At 68.6% G+C, this 25,929-nt stretch carries 21 protein-coding genes; 7 read left to right on the top strand and 14 right to left on the bottom strand.

Annotated elements, in window-relative coordinates; translation table 11 throughout:
• Positions 1-199 precede the first annotated feature (199 nt).
• Complete coding sequence (locus AT701_RS16245) at positions 200-1,486, top strand: adenylate/guanylate cyclase domain-containing protein (RefSeq protein ID WP_058127639.1); 1,287 nt, start codon at positions 200-202, stop codon at positions 1,484-1,486.
• Here AT701_RS16245 and AT701_RS16240 read toward each other — a convergent pair.
• The 8 genes from AT701_RS16240 to AT701_RS16205 form a co-directional block, all read right to left on the bottom strand.
• Positions 1,483-1,968, bottom strand: a complete 486-nt coding sequence (locus AT701_RS16240; protein WP_058126204.1) for a Dps family protein — start codon at positions 1,966-1,968, stop codon at positions 1,483-1,485. The two genes, AT701_RS16245 and AT701_RS16240, sit on opposite strands and share 4 nt — an antisense overlap.
• Positions 1,969-2,031: 63 nt before the next feature.
• On the bottom strand, positions 2,032-3,873 hold the full coding sequence (locus AT701_RS16235) for a DUF2339 domain-containing protein (protein ID WP_058126203.1): 1,842 nt from the start codon (positions 3,871-3,873) through the stop codon (positions 2,032-2,034).
• A 43-nt stretch (positions 3,874-3,916) separates the two neighbouring features.
• Complete coding sequence (locus tag AT701_RS16230; protein ID WP_014877615.1) at positions 3,917-4,573, bottom strand: response regulator; 657 nt, start codon at positions 4,571-4,573, stop codon at positions 3,917-3,919.
• Positions 4,573-5,709: a MacS family sensor histidine kinase gene (gene macS, locus AT701_RS16225; protein ID WP_011728916.1), complete on the bottom strand. Its 1,137-nt coding sequence runs from the start codon at positions 5,707-5,709 to the stop codon at positions 4,573-4,575. Before macS ends, AT701_RS16230 begins: the two co-directional genes overlap by 1 nt.
• A gap of 54 nt (positions 5,710-5,763) precedes the next feature.
• Entirely contained in the window at positions 5,764-6,624 is an 861-nt protein-coding gene (locus AT701_RS16220) for a sulfurtransferase (protein ID WP_003894627.1), read from the bottom strand.
• A 22-nt stretch (positions 6,625-6,646) separates the two neighbouring features.
• Positions 6,647-7,399, bottom strand: coding sequence for an amino acid ABC transporter ATP-binding protein (locus AT701_RS16215; protein ID WP_003894626.1), 753 nt, complete (start codon positions 7,397-7,399; stop codon positions 6,647-6,649).
• A gap of 29 nt (positions 7,400-7,428) precedes the next feature.
• Positions 7,429-8,361, bottom strand: coding sequence for an amino acid ABC transporter permease (locus AT701_RS16210; protein ID WP_058126202.1), 933 nt, complete (start codon positions 8,359-8,361; stop codon positions 7,429-7,431).
• Between the two features lie 9 nt (positions 8,362-8,370).
• A complete protein-coding gene (locus AT701_RS16205) occupies positions 8,371-9,258 on the bottom strand; it encodes an ABC transporter substrate-binding protein (RefSeq protein ID WP_003894624.1) in 888 nt (295 codons plus the stop codon).
• A gap of 208 nt (positions 9,259-9,466) precedes the next feature.
• Between AT701_RS16205 and AT701_RS16200 the strand changes: the two genes are divergently transcribed.
• From AT701_RS16200 to AT701_RS16175, 6 genes are all read left to right on the top strand, one after another.
• Positions 9,467-10,066, top strand: coding sequence for an HdeD family acid-resistance protein (locus AT701_RS16200; RefSeq protein ID WP_003894623.1), 600 nt, complete (start codon positions 9,467-9,469; stop codon positions 10,064-10,066).
• 95 nt (positions 10,067-10,161) lie between these two features.
• Positions 10,162-11,625: a cytochrome ubiquinol oxidase subunit I gene (locus tag AT701_RS16195; RefSeq protein ID WP_003894622.1), complete on the top strand. Its 1,464-nt coding sequence runs from the start codon at positions 10,162-10,164 to the stop codon at positions 11,623-11,625.
• A gap of 13 nt (positions 11,626-11,638) precedes the next feature.
• A complete protein-coding gene (cydB, locus tag AT701_RS16190; protein WP_003894621.1) occupies positions 11,639-12,691 on the top strand; it encodes a cytochrome d ubiquinol oxidase subunit II in 1,053 nt (350 codons plus the stop codon).
• 59 nt (positions 12,692-12,750) lie between these two features.
• Positions 12,751-14,316: a thiol reductant ABC exporter subunit CydD gene (gene cydD, locus AT701_RS16185; protein WP_029104320.1), complete on the top strand. Its 1,566-nt coding sequence runs from the start codon at positions 12,751-12,753 to the stop codon at positions 14,314-14,316.
• Positions 14,306-15,844 carry an amino acid ABC transporter ATP-binding/permease protein gene (locus tag AT701_RS16180; protein ID WP_058126201.1) on the top strand — a complete coding sequence of 513 codons (1,539 nt, stop codon included), beginning with the start codon at positions 14,306-14,308 and terminating at the stop codon, positions 15,842-15,844. The genes cydD and AT701_RS16180 overlap by 11 nt, the downstream gene beginning before the upstream one ends.
• A gap of 10 nt (positions 15,845-15,854) precedes the next feature.
• Complete coding sequence (locus tag AT701_RS16175; RefSeq protein ID WP_223495581.1) at positions 15,855-16,574, top strand: DUF4190 domain-containing protein; 720 nt, start codon at positions 15,855-15,857, stop codon at positions 16,572-16,574.
• A 78-nt stretch (positions 16,575-16,652) separates the two neighbouring features.
• On the opposite strand, the gene AT701_RS16170 is transcribed toward AT701_RS16175, so the two are convergent.
• From AT701_RS16170 to AT701_RS16145, 6 genes are all read right to left on the bottom strand, one after another.
• Positions 16,653-17,516, bottom strand: a complete 864-nt coding sequence (locus AT701_RS16170) for an acyl-CoA thioesterase II (protein WP_003894617.1) — start codon at positions 17,514-17,516, stop codon at positions 16,653-16,655.
• Between the two features lie 23 nt (positions 17,517-17,539).
• The gene (gene pyk / locus AT701_RS16165) at positions 17,540-18,958 is read right to left on the bottom strand and encodes a pyruvate kinase (protein ID WP_058126199.1); all 1,419 of its coding nucleotides are present in this window, start codon (positions 18,956-18,958) and stop codon (positions 17,540-17,542) included.
• A 39-nt stretch (positions 18,959-18,997) separates the two neighbouring features.
• Positions 18,998-20,500 carry a glutamate synthase subunit beta gene (locus tag AT701_RS16160; protein ID WP_058126198.1) on the bottom strand — a complete coding sequence of 501 codons (1,503 nt, stop codon included), beginning with the start codon at positions 20,498-20,500 and terminating at the stop codon, positions 18,998-19,000.
• Positions 20,493-25,049 carry a glutamate synthase large subunit gene (gltB, locus tag AT701_RS16155; protein ID WP_058126197.1) on the bottom strand — a complete coding sequence of 1,519 codons (4,557 nt, stop codon included), beginning with the start codon at positions 25,047-25,049 and terminating at the stop codon, positions 20,493-20,495. The genes AT701_RS16160 and gltB overlap by 8 nt, the downstream gene beginning before the upstream one ends.
• A gap of 85 nt (positions 25,050-25,134) precedes the next feature.
• Positions 25,135-25,548 carry a DUF2752 domain-containing protein gene (locus AT701_RS16150; RefSeq protein ID WP_011728907.1) on the bottom strand — a complete coding sequence of 138 codons (414 nt, stop codon included), beginning with the start codon at positions 25,546-25,548 and terminating at the stop codon, positions 25,135-25,137.
• A complete protein-coding gene (locus tag AT701_RS16145; RefSeq protein ID WP_029104321.1) occupies positions 25,538-25,927 on the bottom strand; it encodes a TM2 domain-containing protein in 390 nt (129 codons plus the stop codon). The genes AT701_RS16150 and AT701_RS16145 overlap by 11 nt, the downstream gene beginning before the upstream one ends.
• Between the last annotated feature and the right edge of the window lie 2 nt (positions 25,928-25,929).

The raw sequence follows: 25,929 nt of genomic DNA, 5'->3' as shown, positions 1-25,929 counted from the left end.
GGTGGCGCCAACCCGCCACGCTCACTTGAAGCCTCCATTGTGCCACATGATCAGCTCGGCGAGGTTTGCTGGCACAGCGAAGCCGCAAAGCCGGGCGAACGTCGCGCCATCGACGATGCTGCGAAATCGACGACCGGGGCACACAGCGCGGGCATAGGCTTCGACTGTGGTCCTCAGCGACGGTCCGCGCTCGGTCTGCATGCCCGAACTGGCGCTCGACAACCGCGTGCCCGCCCGCACGCGGCACTACGCCGACAGGGTTGCCGGCAGACAACGCGTGCTCGCCGTCGCGACGTGGATCGCGGCGGCCGTCACGACGCTCTTCGGGATCTTCCAACTCGCGGTCGGCGCGGAACTCTGGCGGCTCGGTTTCCTCAACCTGGTCTTCGCGGGCCTGTTCATGGCGGTCCCGCTGCTGCACAGGTTCGGTGAACTCCTCGCGCCGTTGACGTTCATCGTCATCGCCTACGTGTCGGTGACGCTCATGTGTTACGAGATCGGCACCGACTCCGGACTCCAGTTCTACTTCCTGGTCTCGGCGTCGCTCGTCGTCCTCGTCCTCGGTGTCGAGCGGATCGTGCTGGCCGCGTCGCTCGTCGCGGTCGGCATCGCCGCCACCATCGCGCTGGAGTTCCTCGCGCCCGACGACCGGGGTCTGGGCCCGCACTGGACCTTGAGCGTCGGATTCGTGATCTCCACGGTGTCGGCCGCGGTGATGGTGGTCGCGACCGTGTGGTCGGCGCTACGCGAGATCGCGCGCGCCGAGGACGCGATGGAGGCCGAGTACCAGCGCTCGGAGAAGTTGCTCGCGAACATTCTTCCCGCCACGATCGCGACACGGCTCAAAGACCCGGCGCGCACCATCATCGCCGACCGATACGACGACGCCTCGATCCTGTTCGCCGACATCGCCGGCTACACCAAACGCGCCAGCGAGACCGCGCCGTGTGATCTGGTGCGGTTCCTCGACACGCTCTACACCGATCTCGATGCGCTCGTCGAGCAGCACTGCCTGGAGAAGGTCAAGACCAGCGGCGATTCGTACATGGTGGTCGGCGGCATCCCCGAGCCCCGCACCGACCACGCCGAGGCGCTCGCGGCACTCGCGCTCGACATGGCCGCGGCCGTCGCCGATCTCACCGATCCCGAAGGCAGGCGCGTACCACTGCGGATCGGCCTGGCCGCCGGACCGGTGGTGGCCGGGGTGGTCGGTGCGCGCCGGTTCTTCTACGACGTGTGGGGTGACGCGGTCAATGTCGCCTCGCGTATGGAGAGCACCGATGTCGAAGGGCGCATCCAGGTGCCCGACGACATGTGCCTCCGTTTGCGCCACGCGTTCGTGCTCGAGGAGCGGGGCGAGGTGGAGGTCAAGGGCAAAGGTGTGATGAGGACGTGGTACCTGGTCGGCCGCCGCGACGGCGAGCGCGCGCCGCTTCGGACCGGCGACGCGCGCTCGGAGTCCGTCGGCAACCCGGCCGGCGGTTAGACCTTCCGGTTCTCCGAGCGGATCAGCCACGCCTGCTTCTCCAGCCCGTCGATCAGCCCGTGCAGCAGATCGGCCGTGCTGGGATCCTCGGCGTCCACCGCGTCGTGGACGCGCCGGATGGTGTCGACCGTGGCGTTGATACGGGTGGTGATGAGGTCGACGACATCGGCTGTGCTGCGCTCGAACGCGGGGAATTCCGGCAGCGTCGTGGTGGCCGCCACGGTGTCGGAACGGCCGTCGGGAACGGCGTCCAGCGCGCGCATCCGTTCGGCGATCGTGTCGCTGCCCTCGCGCGCGAAGTCGACCAACTCGTCGAGCTGCAGGTGCAGGTCACGGAAGTTGCTGCCCACCACGTTCCAATGGGCCTGTTTGCCCTGCAGGGACAGCTCGATCAGGTCGACGAGAACCTTCTGGAGGTTGCCGCCGAACTCCGGTGTGGCATGGAAACCTTGGATATCTGATTCAGTCCTACGTACGCTCATGACCAGTCCAACGCTTCCTTTTCTGGAATCATTCCAAATTTGCTCTTTGTGAGCCCTGCCACGTCACGTCGAGTGGGCCTCGTGATCCGTTCCCGGTTGCGCATCCGACCGGCCGTCGGACTGCTGGGCCAGAAACCGTGCATAACCCGCGCCCATTCCCAGCAGCACCAGCCCGCCCACGATGAACAGCACGACCCGGTACATGCCGTCCAGCGTGCCGAGGTCGAACAGGAACAGCTTGCCCGTCGCCGCGGCCACCAGCACCAGTCCCCCGCCGATCAGCACCGACCGCGATGCGCCCGGACGTCGTGCGGCGTATCCGAACGCCAGGGCCGCGGCCACGATCCAACTGAGCGTTGCGGCCATATGCCCGGCCAAAAAGCCCACCTCCGCCCCGCCCAGCGCCACCCCGACCGTGACGGTCAGCGCGGTCGCCGCGTATCCGATCACCGCTGATACCGCGACCCACACCAGGCGCACAACCTCGGTATCGGACACCGCCCGCGACCATGTCCAGCCGTTCGCGGCCGCGGCACCGATCAGCATCACACTGCCGATCACGACCGAGGCGACAGTCGGGCCGTCGAGCGGTGTCGCCTCGACGAGCATGGCCGGCGCCGCGTGGTCGAGGTAGAACATCGCGCCGATCAACGCGAAACCGATTGCGGCGCAACGCCCGACCGGATGGCGCTGCCCGCCCACCGCGATCGCGATCGACATCGCCAGCAGCACCGGCGCGGCCACCGTGCCGTCGAACGCCACGAGCACGGCGATCAGAGCGGCCGCCGCCGAGGTTGCGGCCCACACCCGGCGCACCGGCGCCCCGATGCCCGGCAGCCGGTCCCCGATGGCCGCGACGGCCAGCGCCGCGGCCGCCAGCCCGCCGATCAGCAGGACGGCAGGCACGCGGTCCGCGGTGGCCGAAACACACAGCAGCGGAACCGTTCCCAGCGCCGAGACCACCGTGGTCGCCACCGGCCTGGTGCTGAAGCGCGACACCGTCACACCACCCGCGAGCGCAGGCACCGCCGCCAGTGCACACACCAGGGCCAGCCGGAGATCCTCGCGCCCGCCGATCGCGGCCGAGACCAGTGCGACGAGCAGCGGGATCGTCACCGCGGCCGTGCGCGCGGCGTGCAGCCAGAACCAGTCCCGGCCGAACTGCACCGGAAGCGACGCCGCCGACAGCGCCAGCATGAAACCGATCAGCAGCAGCGTCACGCCGTCGGTGATCACCGGCGCCAACGCGATCAGCGGCACGAACACCAGCAACCCGAGTTGCTCGGAGCCCCACCACCGCGCCAGCATCAGGCCGCAGGCCCCGACGACCCCGGCCAGCGCCAAACCCACCGGGGCCGGGACCCATTCGTAGATGGCCGTCACCGCGATCACGTCCATGTACGCCGCGGCCACACCGGTCGCCGCGAGTGCGACCGCCCCGACCCGGCCACCGGGACGGCGGTCGAGCCACATCGCGACGGCCACCAGCGCCACGGCCAGGGCCGCCCCTGCCGCCACTCGCACCTCGGGGCGCAGGATGCCGGCCTGTGCGGCCAGCACCAGCAGCGACACCACGCCGACGAGCGTCACTGCGACACCGGCCACCGCCAGTACCTTGCCGATCCACCCTTCCGAGCGCGGCTTGGGCGGGGTGTCCGGTTGCCGAGCAGGCACGGCCACCGGGGCGACCGGCGCAACCGGTTGCGGGGTCCACTGCCGGGGCGGCTGCTGAGGCGCCTGCGGGGACCACTGCGGTGCGACGGCTTCGGGACGCGGCGCCGCGGACTGCTGGGCCACCAGCCGGTCCAGAGTGGCCAGATCACCGGCCATCCGGTTCAGGTACGCCGAAACGGCCGTGAGATCTGCCGTCACCCGGGCGATGACTGCACGTTGGGGTTCGGTCATGCCGTCACACTGGCAGCAAAACCCGGCGATGAGATGAGTAGGACTACTCGTCCAGCCCGTGTTCTATCGCGTAGCGGGCGAGTTCGACCCGGTTGGCGACCTGGAGCTTGCGGAACGTCGCCTGCACGTGGTTCTCCACGGTGCGGTGACTCAGCGAAAGACGCGCGGCGATCTGTTTGGCTGTCAGGCCTTTCGCCACATACCGCAGGATCTCGGTCTCGCGTTCGGTGAGGGTGGGCGTCGCGGGCCCCTCCTGTGCCGGTTGTTGCGCGATGCGCCGATACTCCCCCAGCACCAGTCCCGCCAGACCGGGGGTGAAGACCGCGCGGCCCTCCGCGGTGGCGCGGACCGCGTCGGCGAGTTCGGTTCTCGATGCGCTCTTCACCAGATATCCCGTGGCGCCTGCCTTGACCGCCTGCAGCACGTCGTCGCGTTCGTCGGAGGCCGACAGCACCAGCACGCGCGACCGCGGTGAGACCGCGAGCACCTCCGCGGTGGCCTGAGCCCCGGAACCGTCGCCGAGGCGCATGTCCATCAGGACCACGTCGGGGCGGACCACCGCGGCACGGCGGGACGCCGACGCGACGCCGTCGGCCGTGGCGACGACGTCGAAACCGTCGTCGGCGAGGTCGCGGGCGACGGCATCTCGCCAGATCGGGTGGTCGTCGACCACCATCACCGTGGGTGCCGCATCGGTCATCACTGCCCCTTCCGTGTGCGCGGAACGGTGAGCTCCCACTCGGTCCCGCTGTCCGGTCCCGTCGTCAACACCGCCGTACCTCCCAGCCAATCCATGCGTCCCACAATGGATTTCGCGACACCCATGCGACCCTGCCGCTCGGCCTCGGCGAGCCGCCCCTCCGGGATGCCCACACCGTCGTCGCGGATGCTCACCGTGACCTCCTCGCCCAGGTCCTCCAGCAGCACGAACGCCCGAGCGTCGGCGCCGGCATGCGCGGCGACGTTGTCGAGCGCGTTCTCGGCCGCCGCGAACAGTTCCCGCGCGACCGGATGGTCCAGCAGCACCGGTTCGGCGGGCACACTCACCGACACCCGGTCGGAGGCCCTCGTCCGCAGCAGGGCACCCACATCGGTGAGCGGGCCTGCCATGGTGTCGGTGTCGGCCGCGCTGACCAGACGACGCAGGGCACGTTCCTGCTCACCCGCGAGTTCGGCCAGCTTCGCGGTCTCGCCACCGATCTCACGCCCCCTGCGCGCCACCAGGGCGAGCACCTGGATCGCGCCGTCGTGCACGCGCCTCGAGAGCCGTTCACGTTCCTCCAGGGCCGCCGAGAGTCGCACGGCGCGTTCCAGTTCGGCGTGCGCGCGCCGCGCGGTCTGCGCGGCCATCCCGACAGCCAGACCGACCGCGAGCTCGATCACGATGGTGGCGTTGCGGCCGAGGTTGACGCTCACATGGCCCTTGAGCAGCGCGACCGTCGCCATCACCGCGAGCCCGGCGGACATGCCCCCGATCGGGCCGAAGTGCAACGCCACCGAGATGGTGGCGTTGGTCGCCCACAGCGTCGTCGGCCAGGACTGGTTGTCGGCGATCCACTGTTCGGACGCCACCAGCTCCGTCGACAGCATCAGCGCGACCACCACGACGAGCTCGGCGATCACCCACGTCCCGCGCCTGCGGGACCCGGTCAGATAGACCGTCGCGCATGCCGCGCTCCACACGATGAGGCCGGCGAACAGGACCCACCCGAGCACCGGACGCCGCAGATCATCGGTGATCGCGATGTGGAACCCCAGCGCATACAGGCAACTCAGCAGCCGAAAACCCTGCGCGGCACGCCACAACGGTGTGACCGGGTCGGGCTCGCGCTGCACGTGCTCAGCTTAAGGTGATCGCACGCCCGCTCAGGGCACCGATCGCCACGCCGTCTACTTCTCGCCGCGTGCCACCGGGCGGCCGGGATCGCAGACCCACTCCGACCAGGATCCCGGGAACAGCGCGGCATCGACACCCGCCGCGGCCAGGCCCGCCACGGTGAGCGCGGCCGTCACGCCCGAACCGCAGTAGGCACCCACTGCGGTGTCCCCGGTGTCGTCGACGCCGCGGTCGGCGAGAAGCGCACGCACCTGTGCCTCGTCACGCAGGGTGCCGTCGGGATTGAGCAGCCCGGTGCTCGGCAGGTTCACCGCGCCCGGGACGTGACCGGCGACGGGGTCGACCGGCTCGACCTCACCGCGGAACCGCTCGGGCGCCCTGGCGTCGATCAGAGCAGCCGCGGACTGCACGTCGTCGGCGGTCAGCGTGGGCAGCGCGCCGCGGTACAGATCGTCGTGGACGACGCGGACGTCGCCCGGTTCCGGTGTCACCGGACCGGTCTCGACACCGCCTCCGCCCGCAACCCAGGCCCCCAGACCACCGTCGAGGATGCGCACACCGCTGATCCCCGCGGCGGTCAGACACCACCAGGCACGCGCCGAACCCGCGCGGTTCCAGTCGTCGTACACCACGGTCGGGACACCGTCGCGCACGCCCCAGCGGCGCGCGGCGGCCTCGAGGTGACGTCCGGACGGCAGTGGGTGACGGCCGCGGCCGCGCACGGTGTGGTCGGCGAGCTCGTCGTCGAGCGACACGTAGACCGCGCCGGGCAGATGCCCGTCGAGATAGGCCTGTTCACCGTTCGGCTCGGCCAGGGTCCAGCGCACGTCGAGCAGGGTCACCGGGCCGCCTGCCGCGAGCAGCTGGATGAGCTCCGCGGTGCTGATGAAGACGTCGGAACGAGTTGTCGCCACCCGTCCGACGCTACCCGACGGGCTACATCACCTTGGACAGGAAGGCTTTTGTCCGTTCGTGTTTCGGGTTTGCCATGACCTCGCGGGGATCGCCGCTCTCGACGATGACGCCGCCGTCCATGAAGACCAGCTTGTCGGCGACCTCGCGCGCGAAACCCATCTCGTGAGTGACCACCACCATGGTCATGCCCTCGGAGGCGAGCTTCTTCATCACGCCGAGGACATCGCCGACGAGTTCGGGGTCCAGCGCCGAGGTGGGCTCGTCGAACAGCATGAGCTTGGGGTTCATCGCGAGCGCGCGCGCGATGGCCACGCGCTGTTGCTGACCACCCGACAGCTGCGCCGGGTAGGCCTCGGCCTTGTCCGCCAGACCCACCTGGTTGAGCAGATCGCGGGCCCGGTCGATGGCCTCCTTCTTCTTGACGCCCTTGACCTTGATGGGCGCCTCGATGATGTTGGCCAGCGCGGTGCGGTGCGGGAACAAGTTGAAGTGCTGGAACACCATTCCGACGTCGCGACGCTGTTTGGCCACGTCGGACGGCTTCATCTCGTGCAGTTTGCCGCCGCGTTCGCGGTAGCCGACGAGTTGTCCGTCGACGTAGAGCCGCCCCGCACTCACGGTCTCCAGATGGTTGATGCACCGCAGGAACGTCGACTTGCCCGAACCGGACGGGCCGACGAGCACCAGCACCTGTCCCTTCGAGACATTGAGGGTGACACCCCGCAGCACCTTGAGCGCACCGAAGTTCTTGCACACGCTCTCGGCGCGCACCATGTAGTCGCCGCTGGTGGCTTCCGCTGTGGTCACGGGTGTGCTTCTCCTACCGTCTGGGCCTTGGCGAGCGCCTCGAGCTGCTTGGTGGTCAGCTTCCGCGAGGCACCCCGCGAGTAGTAGCGCTCCAGGTAGTACTGGCCGACCATCAGGATGCTCGTGATCACGAGGTACCACGTCGCGGCCACCAGCAGCAGCGGCACGGGTTCGAAGATCCGGGCGGCGATCTCACGTGAGGTGATGCCGTACAGATCGAGGGTGAACGGCACCGCGGTCACCAGCGATGTGGTCTTGAGCATGCTGATGATCTCGTTGCCCGTGGGCGGGATGATGACGCGCATCGCCTGCGGGAGCACCGTGCGCCGCATCGCCAGCCCCCACGACATGCCCAGTGCCGTGGACGCTTCCATCTGCCCCTCGGGCACCGAGCTGATACCCGCGCGGATGATCTCGGCCATGTAGGCGGCCTCGTTGAGGGCCAGGCCGAGGATCGCCAGCAGGAACGGGATGGACAGCGACTGCAGGTTGAGGTGGAAGAACGACGGCCCGAACGGCACGCCCAGCTGGATGTTCTGGTAGATCGTCGGGAGCAGACCCCAGAACACCAACTGCACGTACACCGGGGTGCCGCGGAAGATCCACAGGTACACCCACGCTACCGACCGGAACACCGGGTTCGGCGACAGCCGCATCACCGCGAGCAGCACGCCGAGGACGATGGCGATGAGCATCGAGTAGATGGTCAGTTGCAGCGTGTTGAGCACACCGACCGTGAGGACCCGCTCGTTGAACAGGTACTCGAAGTAGATCGGCCAGCGATACGAATCGTTGGTCGCCGCGCCGTAGAGGAAAAGGGCCGCGAGTACGACGATGACGACCGCCGCCACCCAGCGCCAGGGGTGGCGCAGCGGCACCGCGTCAATAGCGGCCGGGGCCGCCTGTGGCGGCGTGTCGACATCTGTCACTGTGCGTTCCTAACTGACCGCGCCGTTGATGGCCGGCTTGTCGATGGTTCCGTCCTCGAGACCCCAGTTGGCGGCGATCTTCTCGTATTCGCCGTTGTCGATGAGGTGCTGCAGCGCCTGCTGCAGCGACTGCGCCAGCGGCGAGCCCTTCGCGACCGGCCAGCCGTAGGGCGCGGAGTCGAACACCTCGCCCGCCTTCTCGAGCTTTCCGTTGCTCTGCTTGATGGCGTACAGCGTCACCGGGGAATCCGCCGACATGGCGTCGACCTGGCCGAGCACCACGGCGTTGGTCGCGGCGTCCTGGCCGTCGAACGGCACGATCTCGATGGCGGGCTGACCGGCGTCGGTGCACTTCTTGCTCCGCGCGGGCAGTTCGTCGGTCTCCTGAACGGTCGTGGCCTGAACCGCCACCTTCTTGCCGCAGGCGTTCTCGGGGTCGATGCCGCCACCGACGCGCTGCGCCCACAGCGACCCCGCCGAGAAGTAGGTGACGAAGTCGACCGACTGCTCACGTTCCTTGGTGTCGGTGAACGACGACATGCCGACGTTGAACGTTCCACCCTGGATCGAGGGGATGATCTTTGCGAAATCGGCCTCGCGATACTCCGGGGTGAGACCCAGCGTCGCGGCGACCGCGTTCATCAGGTCGACGTCGAAGCCGACGATCTTGCCGCTGGGGTCCTTGAACTCGTTGGGCGCGTAAGGGATGTTCACGCCGACGATCAGTTTGCCGGAGGACTTGATGTCCTCGGGCAGGGTGTTGGCGATCTCGTCGACCTTGGCCCCTGACGCCGCCTGGGTCGACTCCGGCGACGATTCGCCTCCGCCTTCACCGCTCGCGCACGCCGACAGGGTCAGTGCGCCGCTCGCGGCGAGGACCACCGCGAAACGCCACATCTTGCCCCGCCGGTTCTGACGTCCAGCTCTCACAGGTTGCCTCTACTTTCTGCCTCGGGTCGTGTTCCGCCCCGTTCCAACCCGGAAACGTTAACGACCATGGACCCAGCGCGCACGCTGGTAATGGAACATTAACGACCGTGGAAATGCGCCACAGCGGTAACGTAAAATCCGCTGACCGCGTGTGCCGGTGTGCCACAATTCGGCCATGGAAACTACCGCTGCCCCAAGCTTGTTGCCGCACCTGTGGAAGGCGACGCTGGTTTCAGGTGTCCTCGCGGTCGTCCTCGGGGTGCTGGTCCTGGCCTGGCCGGGCATCACGCTGCTCGTCGCGGCGATCTGCTTCGGCGCCTATCTGCTGATCACCGGTGTCGCGCAGGTGATCTTCGCGTTCAGCCTTCACGTGTCGGCAGGTGGGCGGGTGCTGCTGTTCGTCAGCGGCGCGGCGGCGCTGATCCTGGCAGTGCTCTGTTTCCGCAGTTTGCAGGAATCCATTCTGCTGCTGGCCATTTGGATCGGTGTGGGCTTTGTCTTCCGCGGCGTGGCCACCGCGGTGTCGGCGATCAGCGACCCGGCGCTGCCCGGGCGCGGCTGGGAGATCTTCTTCGGGGTGATCAGCCTGCTGGCCGGCGTGGTGATGCTCGCGGCCCCGTTCGAATCGCTCGCGACGCTGGCGATCGTGGTGGGCGTGTGGCTCATCGTCCTCGGCGTCTTCGAGGTCGTCTCGGCGTTCGGCATCCGCAGCGGGGTCAGGAAGCTCGGCGCCGCCTTGTCGACCGGCTCACCATCGGCGCCTCCCGTGAGCTAACCCACCGCGCTACCTGCGTCGATCTCCTGGCTATCGCCGAGCATCGCTACTACACTCCGTCGTAGATCGACCTGGCAGGCTCGAAAGTAGGTCAGATGGACGCTCTGGACGTATCGCGGTGGCAGTTCGGAATCACCACGGTCTACCACTTCATATTTGTCCCGCTGACGATCGGGCTCGCGCCGCTCATCGCCGTCATGCAGACCGTGTGGGTGGCCACGGGCAACGACACCTGGTACCGCCTCACTCGTTTCTTCGGCAAACTTTTTCTGATCAACTTCGCGATCGGCGTCGCGACCGGCATCGTGCAGGAATTCCAGTTCGGCATGAACTGGAGCGAGTACTCGCGGTTCGTCGGCGACATCTTCGGCGCACCGCTGGCCATGGAGGGGTTGGCCGCCTTCTTCTTCGAGTCCACGTTCATCGGGCTGTGGATCTTCGGGTGGACGCGACTCCCCCGGTGGCTGCACCTGGCGTGCATCTGGATCGTCGCGATCGCCGTGAACCTGTCGGCGTTCTTCATCATCTCGGCGAACTCGTTCATGCAGCACCCCGTGGGCGCCAGGTTCAATCCGGAGACCGGTCGCGCCGAATTGGAGAGCATCTTCGCGTTGTTCACCAACAACACCGCGATCGCGGCCTTCACACACGCCGTGTCGGGCGCGTTCCTCACCGCAGGTGTTTTCGTGGCCTGCGTGTGCGCGTGGTGGATGGTGCGTTCACACCGCACGGGCGGTGAATCGGCCGCCGACGCCGCGACGATGTACCGGCCGGCCACGATCCTCGGATGCTGGGTGACACTGGTCGCCGCGGTGGCACTGTTCTTCACCGGTGACGCGCAGGGCAAGCTGATGTTCGAGCAGCAGCCCATGAAGATGGCGTCGGCCGAATCCCTGTGCCACAGCGAGCAGGACCCGTCCTTCTCGGTCCTCACCGTCGGCACCCACAACAACTGCGACAGCGTCGTCCACCTCATCGAGGTGCCGTACGTGCTGCCGTTCCTCGCCGAGGGCAAGTTCAGCGGCGTGCACCTCGACGGAGTCGTGGACCTGCAGCGCAGCTACGAGGAGAAGTTCGGGCCCGGCGATTACCGCCCCAACCTGTTCGTCACCTACTGGTCGTTCCGGGCGATGATCGGATTCCTGGCCGTACCAGGCCTGTTCGCGCTCGCGGCGCTGTGGCTGACCCGCGGTGGGCGGATCCCTGATCAGCGGTGGTTCAGCTGGTTCGCGCTGCTGACCATCCCCACACCGTTTCTGGCCAACAGCGCGGGCTGGGTGTTCACCGAGATGGGCCGCCAGCCCTGGGTCGTGGTGCCGAATCCCACCGGGGATCAGGACATCCGGCTCACGGTCGCGCAGGGTGTGTCCGACCATTCCGTGGGTCTGGTGGTGCTGTCCCTGGTGGCGTTCACCCTGGTTTACGCCGTGCTGGCGGTCATCTGGTTCTTCCTGCTGCGCCGCTACATCGTGCAGGGGCCGTCCGAGCACGACTCCGAACCCGCCGCGCCGAGGCCACCGGACGCCGACGACGTCGCGCCGTTGTCGTTCGCCTACTAGAAGGAGCGGATCGATGGGACTGCAAGAACTCTGGTTCATCCTGCTGGCCGTTCTGTTCCTGGGCTTCTTCCTGCTGGAGGGCTTCGACTTCGGCGTCGGCATGCTGATGTCGTTCTTCGGCCGTGCCGCCGAGAAACGCGGACAGGACCCCGAGCCGTACCGCCGGGCCGCACTCAACACCATCGGACCGGTGTGGGACGGCAACGAGGTGTGGCTGATCACCGCGGGCGGTGCGATGTTCGCGGCCTTCCCCGAGATGTACGCCTCGATGTTCTCGGGCCTGTACCTGGCGCTGCTGGTGATCCTGTGCGCGATGATCCTTCGCATCGTGGCCATCGAATGGCGCGGCAAGATCGACGATCCCGGGTGGCGGCGCTGGGCCGACACCGGAATCGCCGTCGGCTCGTGGGTTCCGGCGATCCTGTGGGGTGTCGCGTTCGCGAGCCTGGTGCGCGGGCTGCCGGTCGATGCCGACAAGCAGATCCACCTGTCGTTCTTCGGTGATCTGCTCAACGCGTACACGCTGCTGGGTGGTCTCGCCACCTGCGCGCTGTTCGCCTTCCACGGCGCGGTGTTCGTGTCGCTGAAGACCTCCGGAGAGATCCGCACCGACGCGTTCGGATTCGCCCGCCTGCTGGCGCTTCCCGCCACGGCGCTGGTAGCGGCGTTCGGGGTGTGGACACAGGTGGCGCACGGAACCGGCTGGACCTGGATCGTGCTGGCAGCCGCGGTGATCGCACAGCTCGTCGCCGTCGCACAGGTCTTCCGCGGCAGCGGCGAGGGCTGGGCCTTCGGTGCGACGAGCGTCGTGGTCGCGGCGGTCGTGGTGCTGCTGTTCGGCTCGCTGTTCCCGGATCTCATCCCCTCGACGCTGAACCCCGACTGGAGCCTGACGATCTACAACGGATCGTCCTCGCCCTACACCCTCAAGATCATGACCTGGGCCGCACTGGTTTTCGCCCCCTTGGTGGTGGTGTACCAGGGCTGGACGTACTGGGTGTTCAGCAAGCGCATCTCGGCCGACCGCATCCCGGCCCCGATCGGATTGTCCAGGCGGTCGAGCTGAACCTCTGGCGTGCGCTCGGCATCCGCGGTGGTACCGGTACCACCGGGGCGACCGGTGCGCTGCGGCGCTACCTGATCGCTGCGGTCGCGTGCGGCGTGGTGATCGCGGGCTGCACGATCGCCTCGGCCGTGGTGCTCGCCCACATCGTCGCCGGCATCATCACCAACCCGGCCACCGCCCTCGGCGGCGAGACCGACTGGGCTCCTGGGCTCGTCGCACTCGCGGTGCTGTGGTCGGTGCGTGTTGTCGCGCAATGGTTCCAGGGCCGCCTGTCCCAGCGCGGTGCCACCGCGGTCATCGGCGAGCTGTCCCGGCAGGTGCTGTCCTCGGTCACGACGTCGTCGCCGCGGCGGCTGGCGGCGGACCGTGACTCCGCGGCTGCAGTGGTGACGCGGGGGCTGGACGGTCTGCGCCCGTATTTCACGGGCTACCTGCCCGCCGTGGTGCTCGCCGGGATCCTCACGCCCGCAGCGCTCGTGGTGATGGCCGCCTACGACTGGCAGGCCGCGGCCATCGTGGTGATCGCGCTGCCGCTCATCCCGATCTTCATGGTGCTGATCGGCCTGCTCACAGCCGAACGGTCCGCGGCCGCGCTCACCGCGATGACGACGTTGCAGGGACGGATGCTGGACCTCATCGCGGGCATCCCGACGTTGCGCGCGGTCGGCCGTGCCGGCGGCTCTGTCCAGCGGATCGCCGAACTGTCGGCGAGCCATCGCCGTTCGACGATGGCCACATTGCGCATCTCGTTCCTCTCGGCGCTGGTGCTCGAACTGCTCGCGACCCTCGGCGTCGCGCTGGTCGCCGTCAGCGTCGGCCTGCGCCTGGTGTTCGGCGACATGACACTGGCCGCGGGGCTCACCGCGCTGCTGCTCGCACCCGAGGTGTTCTGGCCGTTGCGCCGGGTGGGTGCGGCGTTCCACGCGGCGCAGGACGGCAAGACCGCCGCTGAGCAGGCTCTCCGGTTGTGCGCCGAGCCTCATCCGCCCACGGGCCACGAGGTGGTCCCCGCCGGGGCGCCCGTGATCGAGGTACCCGCGCTGAAAGCGGTGATGGAGCCCGGTCGCGTGACCGTACTGACGGGGCCCAACGGTGTGGGTAAATCCACTCTGCTGCAGGCGATTCTGGGCCTGCAGGAATCACCGTGCGGCCCGATCCTTGTCGCGGGCGTCGAGGTCGGCGCGCTCGACCGTTCCGCGTGGTGGGGCCGTCTCGCCTGGATGCCCCACCGTCCTGTGCTGGTCCCCGGCACGGTACGGGAGAACCTCGAGCTCCTGGGCCCGGTGCCCGGCCTCGATGAGGTCTGCCGCTCAGTCGGTTTCGACGAGGTGCTAGGGGAACTCCCCGACGGCTCGGAGACGCCGCTGGGCCGTGGCGGTGTCGGCCTGTCCCTGGGGCAACGTCAACGCCTGGGTCTTGTGCGTGCCCTGGGCGCACCCGCTGACGTGCTGTTGCTCGACGAGCCGACCGCACACCTCGACGGCGCGCTCGAAGACCGGGTGCTGGCAGCGATCGTGGCGCGTGCCCGCGCCGGGGCGACCGTGGTGATGGTGGGTCACCGCGCGCCGGTCCTGGCCGCGGCCGATCACGTGGTGACGATGGAGAGTTCCCTTGTTGCGCCATGATCCGTTGCTCCGCCTGACCCTCGAGCTGTTGCGTCCCCGGCTCGGGCGGTTCCTGCTGGCCGCGGCGCTCGGGGTGCTCTCGCTGGGCAGCGCACTGGCGTTGGCGGGGATCTCGGCGTGGCTGATCACCCGCGCCTGGCAGATGCCGCCCGTGCTGGATTTGACCGTCGCGGTGGTGGCGGTGCGCGCGCTGGGCATCTCCCGCGGCGTCCTGGGCTACTGCCAGCGGTTGGCGTCGCACGACAGCGCGCTGAGGGCCGCGGCGAATGCCAGGACCGGGCTGTACCGCAAGCTCGCCGACGCACCGCCGGACGAAGCGATGCGGCTGCCGAGCGGTGAGCTGGTCGCCCGGCTCGGACCTGCCGTCGACGAGCTCGCCGATGTCCTGGTGCGCGCGCTGCTCCCGATCGTGGTGGCGGTGGTGCTCGGTTGCGCGGCGGTCGGCGTCATCGCGGTGATCTCCCCGGCCTCCGCGGCGGTGTTGGCGATGTGCCTGGTCGTTGCCGGCGTCGTCGCGCCCGCGCTCGCGGCACGCGCCGCGCACGCGTCGGAAACCGTTGCAGCCGAACACCGATCGCAACGTGACACGGCAGGCATGCTCGCGCTCGAACACGCGCCCGAGCTGCGCGTCAGTGGCAGGCTCGACTCGGTCATCGCGACCTTCGAGCGTCATCACCGCGCTTGGGGTGAGGCGGCCGACCGTGCCGCGGCCCCGGCGGCCGTGGCTGCCGCGATGCCGACGGCTGCGATGGGCGTAAGTGTTGTCGGTGCCGTGATCGCGGGTATCGCACTCGCACCGACCGTCGCCCCCACCACCGCGGCGATCCTGATGCTGTTGCCGCTCTCGGCGTTCGAGGCGACCACCGCGCTTCCGGATGCCGCCGCGCAGCTCATGAGGTCCCGTGTCGCGGCGCGCAGGCTGCTGGAACTGACGGCGCCGACACCGCTGCGGTCCCGGCCGGACGTGGCGACGGTGGACCTCGCCCCCGGCGATCGTCTCGCGGTGGTGGGCCCCAGCGGGTCGGGCAAGACCACGATGCTGATGGCCATCGCGGACAGGCTGAACGGGGCGGGCGGCGAAACTCCGCAACGCGCAGCCGTCTTCGCCGAGGACGCCCACCTGTTCGACACCACCGTGCGTGACAACCTCCTGGTGGTGCGTGGTGACGCCACCGACACCGAGCTCGTCGCGGCGCTCGACCGGGTGGGGCTCGGCGAGTGGCTGGCCGGGCTGCCCGACGGTCTGTCCACCGTACTGGTGGGCGGTGCCGCGGCGGTGTCGGCGGGGCAGCGCAGGCGCCTGCTCATCGCCCGTGCGCTGATCTCGGCGTTTCCGGTGGTCCTGCTCGACGAGCCGACGGAGAATCTCGACGCCGGCGATGCCCGGCAGATGCTGGAAGGCCTTCTGACGCCGGGGGCTCTGTTCGCCGCCGACCGCACGGTCGTCGTCGCGACGCACCATCTTCCGCCCGGTTTCGACTGCCCGGTTGTTCGCTGTACCGGCCGTCTCGCGGTGGCGGGAAGGTAGCCTCACAGACATGACCGACGAACGAGCTGGTGAGCCCGGGTCGGACCGACCGGAACCGACAGAATCGTCTGGGCAGCCGTCTGATCCCGGCCAGACTCCCCCGCCGACCCGATCCGGTGAGTCGACCGAGTCGTCAGACACGGCCTCGCCGCCGCCGGAATCGAACCCGCCCTACACCTACGGCGCGTCGCAAGGCGCCTACGACACCGCGTCGCAGGCGCCATACGGCTCGCAGCCGTACGGCTCCCAGCCCTACGGCGCGTATCCGGGCGCGTACCCCGGTTCCTATCCGCCCCCGTACGGCGGCGGCTACCCGGCACAGCCGCCGGCCCAGGGTGCCGCGGGCCCGCGCAACGGGCTGGGCATCGCGGCGCTGATCGCCGCGATCGCGGGTCTGGTGCTGTGCTGGTCGATCATCGGCGGCCTCATCGTGGGTGTGGTCGCCATCGTGCTCGGCTTCCTGGGGCACGGACGGGCCAAGCGCGGCGAGGCGACCAACGGTGGCGTCGCGATTGCCGGAATCGTGTTGGGCGGCATCGCCGTCGTGCTGTCACTGGCGTTCATCGCGATCTGGGCGACCCTCGGGTTCAAGTGGTTCGAGGAGCTCGGTGGCCGCGAGTACATCGCGTGTCTGGAGGACGCCGGCAACGATCAGGCCGCGCAGGAGCGGTGCCGCGTGCAGTTCGAGGAACGCGTCGAGGACGAGTTCGGCACCCCGCAGAGCCGCTGAGGCAACAGGTCGCGCCGAGCGTGCGGTCTCATCCGCGTCGACCGGCGTGTCGCGGACGAAATCGCACGGTCGGCGAAACTACTTGCCGGGGAAGTACTTGACGATGCCTTCCTGCACCACGGTGGCCACCAGTTGCCCGGACGCGTCGAAGTAGTGTCCGGTGCCCAGACCGCGCGATTCGGCGGCCACGGGTGAGGTGGTCGAGTACAGCACCCACTCGTCGAACCTGATGGGCCGGTGGAACCACACGCTGTGGTTCATGGTCACCGCGAAGATCCGGTCGAAACCCCAGGACAATCCGTGCGTGGTAATGATCGAGTCGAGCACCGTGGTGTCCGACGAGTAGACCAGCGCCGCGCCGTGCAGCACCGGATCGTCGGGCATCTCGCCCTCGGTCTTGAGCCAGACGCGGTTGTGGTCGAGTTTTCCGCCCTTGTCGCGCATGACCCAGGCCGGATCGTTGGTGTACCGCCACTCGATCGGACGCAGCGCGTTGACGAACAACGGCACGGTTTCCTCGTAGCCGCGCAGCAATTCGTCGATCTTGGGCAGCGTCTCCGGACGTGGCACGTCGGGCGCGGGCACATTGTGCTCGAGGCCGCGGCCACCGTTCATGTACGAGATCATCACCGTGGTCAGCAGTTCGCCGTTCTGCATGACGTCCACCCGGCGATTGGCGAACCGGCGCTCGTCCCGGAGCCGGACGATGTGGAACTCCAGGTCCTTCTCCGGGTCGCCGCCTGCGATGAAATGCGCCGACAGGGCGCTCGGCGAGAGCTTGTGCTCAAGCGAGCGCCCCGCGGCGACGAACGCCTGCGCGGTCATCTGACCGCCGAACGTGCGCACCGGGTTCTTGCTGGGATGCGACCCGATGAAGAGATCCTCACCGACCCGTTCGAGGTCGAGAACCGCCAGTAGTTCCTCGAAGTCGGCCTGTGACACCGGACCCCTTTCCGTGAGCTCGCCTAGACGTCGTCCTCTCCTATGCGATGCACATGGATCAGATTGGTGGAGCCTACTGTGCCCGGAGGAGCACCCGCGACGATGACCACCAGCTCGCCGCGCTTGTAGCGGCCGAGCTCGAGCAACGACTTGTCGACCTGCCGGATCATGTCGTCGGTGTTCGACATCTGCGGGACGATGAACGTCTCGGTGCCCCACGTGAGTGCGAGCTGGCTGCGGACCTCGGGCAGCGCCGTGAACGCCAGCACCGGCAGCGGGGTGTGCAGGCGCGCCAGGCGGCGCACGGTGTCACCGGACTGCGTGAACGCGACCAGCGCCTTGGCGTCCAGGCGTTCGCCGATATCGCGTGCGGCATAAGAGATCACGCCGCGCTTGGTGCGGGGTACGTGGGTCAGCGGCGGCACGACCACCGAATTGTCCTCGACCGCTTGGATGATGCGGGCCATGGTGCGCACGGCCTCCAGCGGGTACTTGCCCACCGAGGTCTCCCCCGACAGCATCACCGCGTCGGCACCGTCGAGCACGGCGTTGGCGACGTCGGACGCCTCGGCGCGGGTGGGCCGGGAGTTCTCGATCATCGACTCGAGCATCTGGGTCGCGACGATGACCGGTTTGGCATTCTCCCTGGCCATCTGGATGGCGCGCTTCTGAACCAGCGGCACCTCTTCCAGCGGGAGCTCGACACCCAGGTCGCCGCGGGCGACCATCACGGCGTCGAACGCCAGCACCACAGCCTCGAGATTCTCGATGGCCTCGGGCTTTTCCAGCTTGGCGATCACGGGCACGCGGCGGCCGACGCGGTCCATCACCTCGTGGACCAGTTCGATGTCGGCGGGCGAACGCACGAACGACAGCGCGACCAGGTCGACACCGAGGCGCACCGCGAACTCCAGGTCCTCGATGTCCTTCTCGGACATCGCCGGCACGGAGACGTTCATGCCAGGCAGCGACACACCCTTGTTGTTGCTCACCGGGCCGCCCTCGGTGACCGTGCAGACGACGTCGTCGCCGTCGACCTCTTCGACCCTCAGCGCGACCTTGCCGTCGTCGACGAGCAGGCGGTCACCCTTGGCGGCGTCCTGCGCGAGTTGCTTGTAGGTGGTGGACACGCGGTCATGGGTGCCCTCGCAGTCCTCGACGGTGATGCGCACGGTCTCACCGGTCGCCCAATACGTCGGGCCGTCCTTGAAACGGCCCAGCCGGATCTTGGGGCCCTGCAGGTCGGCCATGATGCCGACGGCATGACCCGTGACATCCGATGCCGCGCGCACCCTCTTGTAGGCGGCCTCGTGGTCGCTGTAGTCGCCGTGGCTGAAGTTCAGCCGCGCGACATCCATCCCGGCCTCGACCAGCGCCCTGACGGTCTCATCCGTGCTGGTGGCGGGGCCAAGCGTACAAACGATCTTTCCGCGTCTGCTCACATCTGCCGAGCATAGTCGTTGATCGATTCAGACGACGATTCAGACGACGGCCAGGGGCAGCGTGCCCGGACGCACCGGGGACGGGAGATCCGACTCGCCCATCAGGTAGGCGTCCACGGCGTGTGCGGCGCTGCGACCCTCGGCGATGGCCCACACCACCAGGGAGGCCCCGCGGTGCGCGTCACCGCACACGAACACCCCAGGCGCGTCGGTCTGCCAGTCCGAGCCACACGGAATGGCGCCCCGCTTGTTGAGCTCGACGTGGAGGTCGTCCAGCAGAGGCATGTGCTCGACACCCTCGAAACCGATCGCCAGCAGCGCCAGGTCGCAGGGAATCTCCAGCGGCTCCCCCACAGGCGTGATCTGCCTACGTCCCTCGGCGTCCCTGATGACCCGCACCTCGGCGATCTCGACGGCACGCACATGGCCGTTGTCGTCACCCACGAAGCGCTGGACGGCCACCTCGAAGCGCCGTGCTCCACCCTCGGCGTGCGCGGGCGAGGTGCGCAGCACCAGCGGCCACGTCGGCCACGGGGACAGGGTGTCGTCGCGCCGCTCGGGGGGCTCGGGGTTGTAGTCGAGCTGCGTCACCGACGCCGCGCCCTGACGGTGCGCGGTGCCCAGGCAGTCCGCGCCGGTGTCACCGCCACCGATGATGACGACGTGCTTGCCTGCCGCCGAGATCGGCGACGGGCCGTCGCCCTCGCACTCGCGGTTGGCCGGCACGAGATGCTCCATCGCCAGGTGCACCCCGGCCAGTTCGCGCCCGGGCACGTCGTTGTCGCGGCCGCGCAGCGCGCCGACGGCGAGCACCACGGCCTGGTGCCGGTTACGCAACTGCTCGACCGACACGTCGACGCCGACCTCGCACTCGGTGACGAACCGGGTGCCCTCGGCGCGCATCTGCGCCAGCCGCTGGTTCAGCGTCGCCTTCTCCAGCTTGTACTCGGGGATGCCGTAGCGCAGCAGTCCGCCGAGCCGGTCGTCGCGCTCGTAGACCGTCACCTCGTGCCCGGCGCGTGTGAGCTGTTGTGCCGCAGCGAGTCCCGCAGGCCCCGAACCGACCACCGCGACGCTCTTGCCCGTCGAGATCTGGGCCGGCTGCGGTTCGACCGTGCCGTCCATCCACGCCTGGTCGGCGATGGACTGCTCGATGCGTTTGATGGTGACGCTGCCTCCGGTGTGCTCCTCGGAGATCGACAGCACGCACGCCGCCTCACACGGCGCGGGGCACAACCGTCCGGTGAACTCCGGGAAGTTGTTGGTCGCGTGCAACCGGTCGCTCGCGGCGTCCCAGCGCCCGCGGCGCACCAGGTCGTTCCACTCCGGGATCAGGTTGCCCAGCGGGCACCCGGCAGTTCCGGAGTGACAGAACGGGATACCGCAGTCCATGCAGCGGCGTGCCTGCTGCGACACCTCGCCCGCACGCTCGTGCGGGTCCTGGCGTTCGTACACCTCACGCCAGTCGCCGACACGTTCGTCGACGGGCCGCTTGGCGGCCTCGATCTTCGGTACACGTAGGAATCCGGTGGGATCAGCCACGGCTGGCCTCCATGATCGCGCTGTCGACGTCCCGGCCCTCGGCCTTGGCCATGCGGGTCGCCTGCAGGACGCGCTGATAGTCGGTGGGCATTATCTTGGTGAATTGGGCACTGCGCCTTGGCCAGTCGGACAACAGCGAGGTGCCCAGCGTGCTCCCGGTGTAGCGCACGTGGTGGGTGACCACGTGGTGCAACCACTCCAGGTCCTCGGGATCGAGCCGCTGCAGCTGCACCATCTCGGTGTTCACCCTCGCCGGGTCCAGCCCCAGCACGAAGGCGATGCCGCCGGACATGCCTGCCGCCATGTTGCGCCCCGTCTTGCCGAGGATGACCACCCGGCCGCCGGTCATGTACTCGCAGGCGTGATCGCCGACGCCCTCGACGACCGCGAGAGCCCCGGAGTTGCGGGCGCAGAAGCGTTCCCCGACCCGTCCGCGCAGGTACACCTCACCCGAGGTGGCGCCGTACATCAGGGTGTTGCCTGCTATGACGTTGTCCTCCGGCAGGAACAGCACGTCGTCCGGTGGCCGCACGACCACACGTCCGCCGGAAAGTCCCTTGCCGACATAGTCGTTGGCGTCACCGACCAGCTCGAGCGTGATGCCCGGCGGCAGGAACGCACCGATCGACTGACCGGCCGATCCGGTCAGCGTGACGTGGATCGTGTCGTCGGGCAGCCCCGCGGCGCCGTAGCGGCGCGTCACCTCCGACCCCAGCAGGGTGCCGACGGTGCGGTTGACGTTGCGCACCGGCAGTTCCAGCCGCACCGCATGGGCGTCTTCCAGCGCCCCTTCGGCCAGCTGGATGAGGGTGCGGTCCAGGGCCTGATCGAGTCCGTGGTCCTGTTCGCGCAGTTTGCGGCGCTGCGTGAGCTTGGCGCCATGGGCGTCGGTGGGCACCGCGAAAATGGGGTCCAGATCCAGGCCACGAGTCTTCCAGTGCGCCACACCTTCTGCGGTGTCGAGCAGTTCGGCGTGCCCGACGGCCTCGTCGATGCTGCGGAAACCCAGTTCGGCCAGGTACCTGCGGATGTCCTCGGCGATGAACGTGAAGAAGTTCTCCACGAATTCGGGTTTGCCGTTGAAGCGGGCCCGCAGCTCGGGGTTCTGCGTCGCGACACCGACCGGGCAGGTGTCGAGATGACACACCCGCATCATGATGCAGCCCGAGACCACCAGGGGCGCTGTCGCGAAGCCGTATTCCTCGGCCCCAAGGAGCATGGCGACGACGACGTCACGCGCGGTGCGCAGACCACCGTCGCACTGCACGGTGATGCGGTCCCGCAAACCGTTGAGCACCAACGTCTGCTGGGTGTCGGCCAGGCCGATCTCCCATGGCGCGCCCGCGTGCTTGAGCGAGGTCAACGGCGCCGCGCCGGTGCCGCCGTCGTGCCCGGAGATCAGCACCACGTCCGCGTGCGCCTTCGACACACCGGCCGCGACCGTGCCCACCCCGACGCTGCTGACGAGCTTGACGTGGATGCGGGCGTCGGAGTTGGCGTTCTTCAGGTCGTGGATCAGCTGAGCGAGATCCTCGATGGAGTAGATGTCGTGGTGCGGCGGCGGCGAGATCAGCCCGACACCCGGAGTGGAATGGCGGGTCTTGGCGATGTTGGGATACACCTTGTAGCCCGGAAGCTGACCGCCCTCACCGGGTTTCGCGCCTTGAGCCATCTTGATCTGGATGTCGGTGGCATTCACCAGATAGTCGCTGGTGACACCGAAACGTCCCGACGCGACCTGCTTGACCGCGCTGCGCCTGCGCGGATCGTAGAGGCGGTCGACGTCTTCGCCGCCCTCGCCGCTGTTGGACCGCCCACCCAGCTTGTTCATCGCGATCGCCATGGTCTCGTGGGCCTCGGCCGAGATCGACCCGTAGCTCATGGCGCCGGTGTTGAACCGGGTGACGATCGACTCGACCGGCTCGACCTCTTCGAGCGGAACCGGGGGGCGCACGCCCGTCTTCAACTCGAACAGCCCGCGCAGCGTGCCGCCCTTGCGGGACAGCCGGTCGACCTCCTCGGAGTACTTCGCGAAGATGTCACGCCGGCCGGTGCGCGTCGAATGCTGAAGCAGGAACACCACTTCCGGGGTGAACAGGTGAAGCTCGCCCTCACGACGGAACGCGTACTCACCGCCCACCTCGAGCCTGCGGTGCACCCGTTCGGTGGGGTTCTCGGGGTAGGCACGGCGATGCCGCATCTTGACCTCGTCGGCGAGCACGTCGAGCCCGACACCGCCGAGCTGGCTGGTGGTGCCGGTGAAGTACTCGTCGATCACACCGCGGTCCAGGCCGATCGCCTCGAAAACCTGCGCGGCGGTGTAGGACGCGACCGTGGAGATGCCCATCTTGCTCATCACCTTGACCACGCCCTTGCACAGCGCCTTGATGTAGTTGCGCACCGCGGCGGCCGGTTCGATGCCGGTGAGCTCGCCCTCGCGGATGAGGTCCTCGATCGACTCGAATGCCAGGTACGGGTTCACCGCGGCCGCACCGAAACCGATGAGCAACGCGATGTGGTGGACCTCGCGGGCGTCGCCGCTCTCCACCACGAGCGCCACCTTGGTGCGTTCCTTGGTGCGCACCAGGTGGTGGTGCACCGCCGACACCGCGAGCAGCGACGGGATGGGTGCGCGGGTGTGGTCGGAGTCGCGATCGGAGATCACCAGGATCCGCTTGCCGTCGGCGATCGCCTCACTGGCCCGACGCCGCAGGTCGTCGAGCGCCTCGGCGAGCCCCTCACCGCCGCGTTCGACGTCGTACAGCGCGCGCAGCACCGTGGCGCGAAGCCCGGGATGCTCGCCGTCGTCGTTGATGTGGACGATCTTGCCCAGGTCGTCGTTGTCGATCACCGGTGCGCGCAGCACGATCTGGCGGCACGAGGCCGCCGTCGGCTCCAGCAGGTTCTCCTCGGGCCCCATGACGCGGGCCATCGAGGTGACGACCTCTTCACGGATCGCGTCCAGCGGCGGGTTGGTCACCTGCGCGAACAGTTCGACGAAGTAGTCGTAGAGCAGCCGTGAGCGTGACGACAGCACCGCGGTGGGGGTGTCGGTGCCCATCGAGCCGAGCGGCTCGTTGCCCGACGCGGCCATCGGGGTGAGCAGGACGCGCAGTTCCTCCTCGGTGTAGCCGAAGGCGATCTGGCGCCGCACCACCGAGTCGTGGTTGGGTTTTGCGACCCCGCGCTCCGGCAGGGTCTTGAGGTCCAGCAGACCCGCGTGCAGCCATTCCTCGTACGGTTCGGCGGCCGACAGCTGGGCCTTGATCTCGTCGTCCGGCACGATGCGGCCGGCCGCGGTGTCGATCAGGAACATCTTGCCCGGCTGCAGCCGGCCCTTCGCGACGATCTCGCCCGACGGCACGTCGAGCACGCCGGCCTCGCTGGCCAGGATGACCCTGTCGTCGACGGTGCGCCACCAGCGTCCGGGGCGCAGACCGTTGCGGTCGAGGACCGCACCGACGACGGTGCCGTCGGTGAACGTCACACACGCCGGGCCGTCCCACGGTTCCATGAGCGAGGCGTGGAACTGCCAGAACGCGCGCTCGGCGGCGCCCATCGTGGTCGCGTTCTCCCACGCCTCGGGGATCATCATCAACACCGCGTGCGGGAGGCTGCGCCCACCGAGGTGCAGCAACTCCAGCACCTCGTCGAACGACGCCGAGTCGGAGGCCTCGGGTGAACAGATGGGTGACAGGCGGCTCAGATCGCCGGGGATCAGCGGGCTGGCCAGCTTGGCCTCACGCGCATGCATCCGGTTGCGGTTGCCGCGCACGGTGTTGATCTCGCCGTTGTGGGCGACGAACCGGAAGGGGTGCGCCAGCGGCCACGACGGGAAGGTGTTGGTGGAGAAGCGGGAGTGCACGATGGCGATCGCGCTCTGGCACCGCTCGTCACGCAGATCCAGGAAGTACTGGGGCAGCTGCATCGTCGTCAACATGCCCTTGTAGACCATGGTGCGGCTGGACAGTGTGGGGAAGTACACGTCCTCGCGTTCGGCCCGCTTGCGCACCGGATAGACCAGCCGGTCCAGGTCGATGCCGGCGGGCCGCGCTCCCCCGGTCTCCGGAGCCGTCACGAAGAACTGCGCCATGTACGGCATGCAGCCCAGTGCCGTCGCACCGATGCCTGCGCCGTCGGGGTCGACCGGCAGCTTGCGCCACCCGAGCACCTCAAGACCTTCTTCGACGGCGATCGCCTCGATGCGCTCACGCGCGGCCGACCGCGCCACGGGATCCTGCGGCAGGAAGCACACACCGGCAGCGAAGGTGTTGTCACCATCGGCTGTGGGAGCGGGCAGCTCGAAATCGACCACCTCGCGGAGCAATTCGACGGGGAGCTGGATCAGGATGCCCGCGCCGTCGCCGCTGGAGGCCTCCGCACCGGCCGCGCCGCGATGTTCGAGGTTCTCCAGTGCGATCAGGCCGTCGGAGACGATTCGGTGCGACTTGCGCCCCTGGATGTCGGCGATCATCGCGACACCGCACGAATCGGCCTCATTTTGCGGGTCATATAGACCCTGAGCGTCTGGCAACGCCGAGTAGAGCACTGGGATTGCACCTCCACAGTCCGGAACTTCCAGGTCCCGGGACTGCACCGGCCCGCTCGACCAGTGTATCAGTGCAGGTAACCGCCTACGAAGGCAGCATCGTCGGCACCAGCGGGAACCCGGGCAGATTGCGCGTGACGGTCCACACGGCGGCCGACACCAAGATCACAGCGACGACCGCCACCGTGAACACCGGCTTTCCCGAGCGTCGCCGCACGATCGCCCAGGCGAGCAGCACCGGCAGGGCGACCAGCGCGAACACGTTGTCGACGACCGCGGCCGCCACGTCGCCGTGCAGCAGGTCGTGCGTCATGCGCAGTCCGCCGCACCCAGGGCAGTCCCAGCCCGTGAGCATCTTGAACGGGCACGGCGGGAACAGGAAGCCCGGCCGGTGCGGATCGGCGAATCCGAGGTAGGCGAGCGCGCCGGCGAACAGCGCACCCGCGCCGAGCGCCGCGCGGCGCGTGCGAAGGTGGTCGATCCGTTCGCTAGGTTCCATCGCGCAGCGGGCGGCCGTACGGGTCGCGCACCTTGTCGGTGAGGATGAGGATCGCATCGACGATGCCCCAGATGAAGGCACCGATGCCACACGTCACCAGGCCCACGATCAGCTGCGCGATGCCGAGCCCGGTCTGCCCCAGATAGATCCGCCCGAACCCGACGAAACCGACCAGGCCGATCAACTGCAACAGGCCCGCGACGATCTTGGACTTGTCCGAGAACGGCTCACCGGTGACGGGGTGCCTGCCGTACGGCGCGGTCGGGTCGCCGTACACCGGCGGATAGCCAGGAGGAGGCGGCGGATAGCCCGCGGGCGGTGGGTAGGGCGGAGGCGATCCCGCGTCGTAGGAGCCCCCGGACGACGGTGAGTCAGTCATAC

Source organism: Mycolicibacterium smegmatis (genome assembly GCF_001457595.1).
GTDB classification, from domain to species: Bacteria; Actinomycetota; Actinomycetes; order Mycobacteriales; family Mycobacteriaceae; genus Mycobacterium; species Mycobacterium smegmatis.
Note: the sequence above shows the minus strand (reverse complement) of the source record. Positions and strands in the feature narration are given on the sequence as shown.

Bases quoted from the DNA above. Each gene is read 5' to 3' on its own strand.
- AT701_RS16245 (WP_058127639.1), top strand. From the start codon at position 200: ATGCCCGAACTGGCGCTCGACAACCGCGTGCCCGCCCGCACGCGGCAC.
- AT701_RS16240 (WP_058126204.1), bottom strand. From the start codon at position 1,968: ATGAGCGTACGTAGGACTGAATCAGATATCCAAGGTTTCCATGCCACA.
- AT701_RS16235 (WP_058126203.1), bottom strand. From the start codon at position 3,873: ATGACCGAACCCCAACGTGCAGTCATCGCCCGGGTGACGGCAGATCTC.
- AT701_RS16230 (WP_014877615.1), bottom strand. From the start codon at position 4,573: ATGACCGATGCGGCACCCACGGTGATGGTGGTCGACGACCACCCGATC.
- AT701_RS16215 (WP_003894626.1), bottom strand. From the start codon at position 7,399: ATGGTGCGCGCCGAGAGCGTGTGCAAGAACTTCGGTGCGCTCAAGGTG.
- AT701_RS16205 (WP_003894624.1), bottom strand. From the start codon at position 9,258: ATGTGGCGTTTCGCGGTGGTCCTCGCCGCGAGCGGCGCACTGACCCTG.
- AT701_RS16200 (WP_003894623.1), top strand. From the start codon at position 9,467: ATGGAAACTACCGCTGCCCCAAGCTTGTTGCCGCACCTGTGGAAGGCG.
- AT701_RS16195 (WP_003894622.1), top strand. From the start codon at position 10,162: ATGGACGCTCTGGACGTATCGCGGTGGCAGTTCGGAATCACCACGGTC.
- cydB (WP_003894621.1), top strand. From the start codon at position 11,639: ATGGGACTGCAAGAACTCTGGTTCATCCTGCTGGCCGTTCTGTTCCTG.
- AT701_RS16175 (WP_223495581.1), top strand. From the start codon at position 15,855: ATGACCGACGAACGAGCTGGTGAGCCCGGGTCGGACCGACCGGAACCG.
- AT701_RS16150 (WP_011728907.1), bottom strand. From the start codon at position 25,548: ATGGAACCTAGCGAACGGATCGACCACCTTCGCACGCGCCGCGCGGCG.
- AT701_RS16145 (WP_029104321.1), bottom strand. From the start codon at position 25,927: ATGACTGACTCACCGTCGTCCGGGGGCTCCTACGACGCGGGATCGCCT.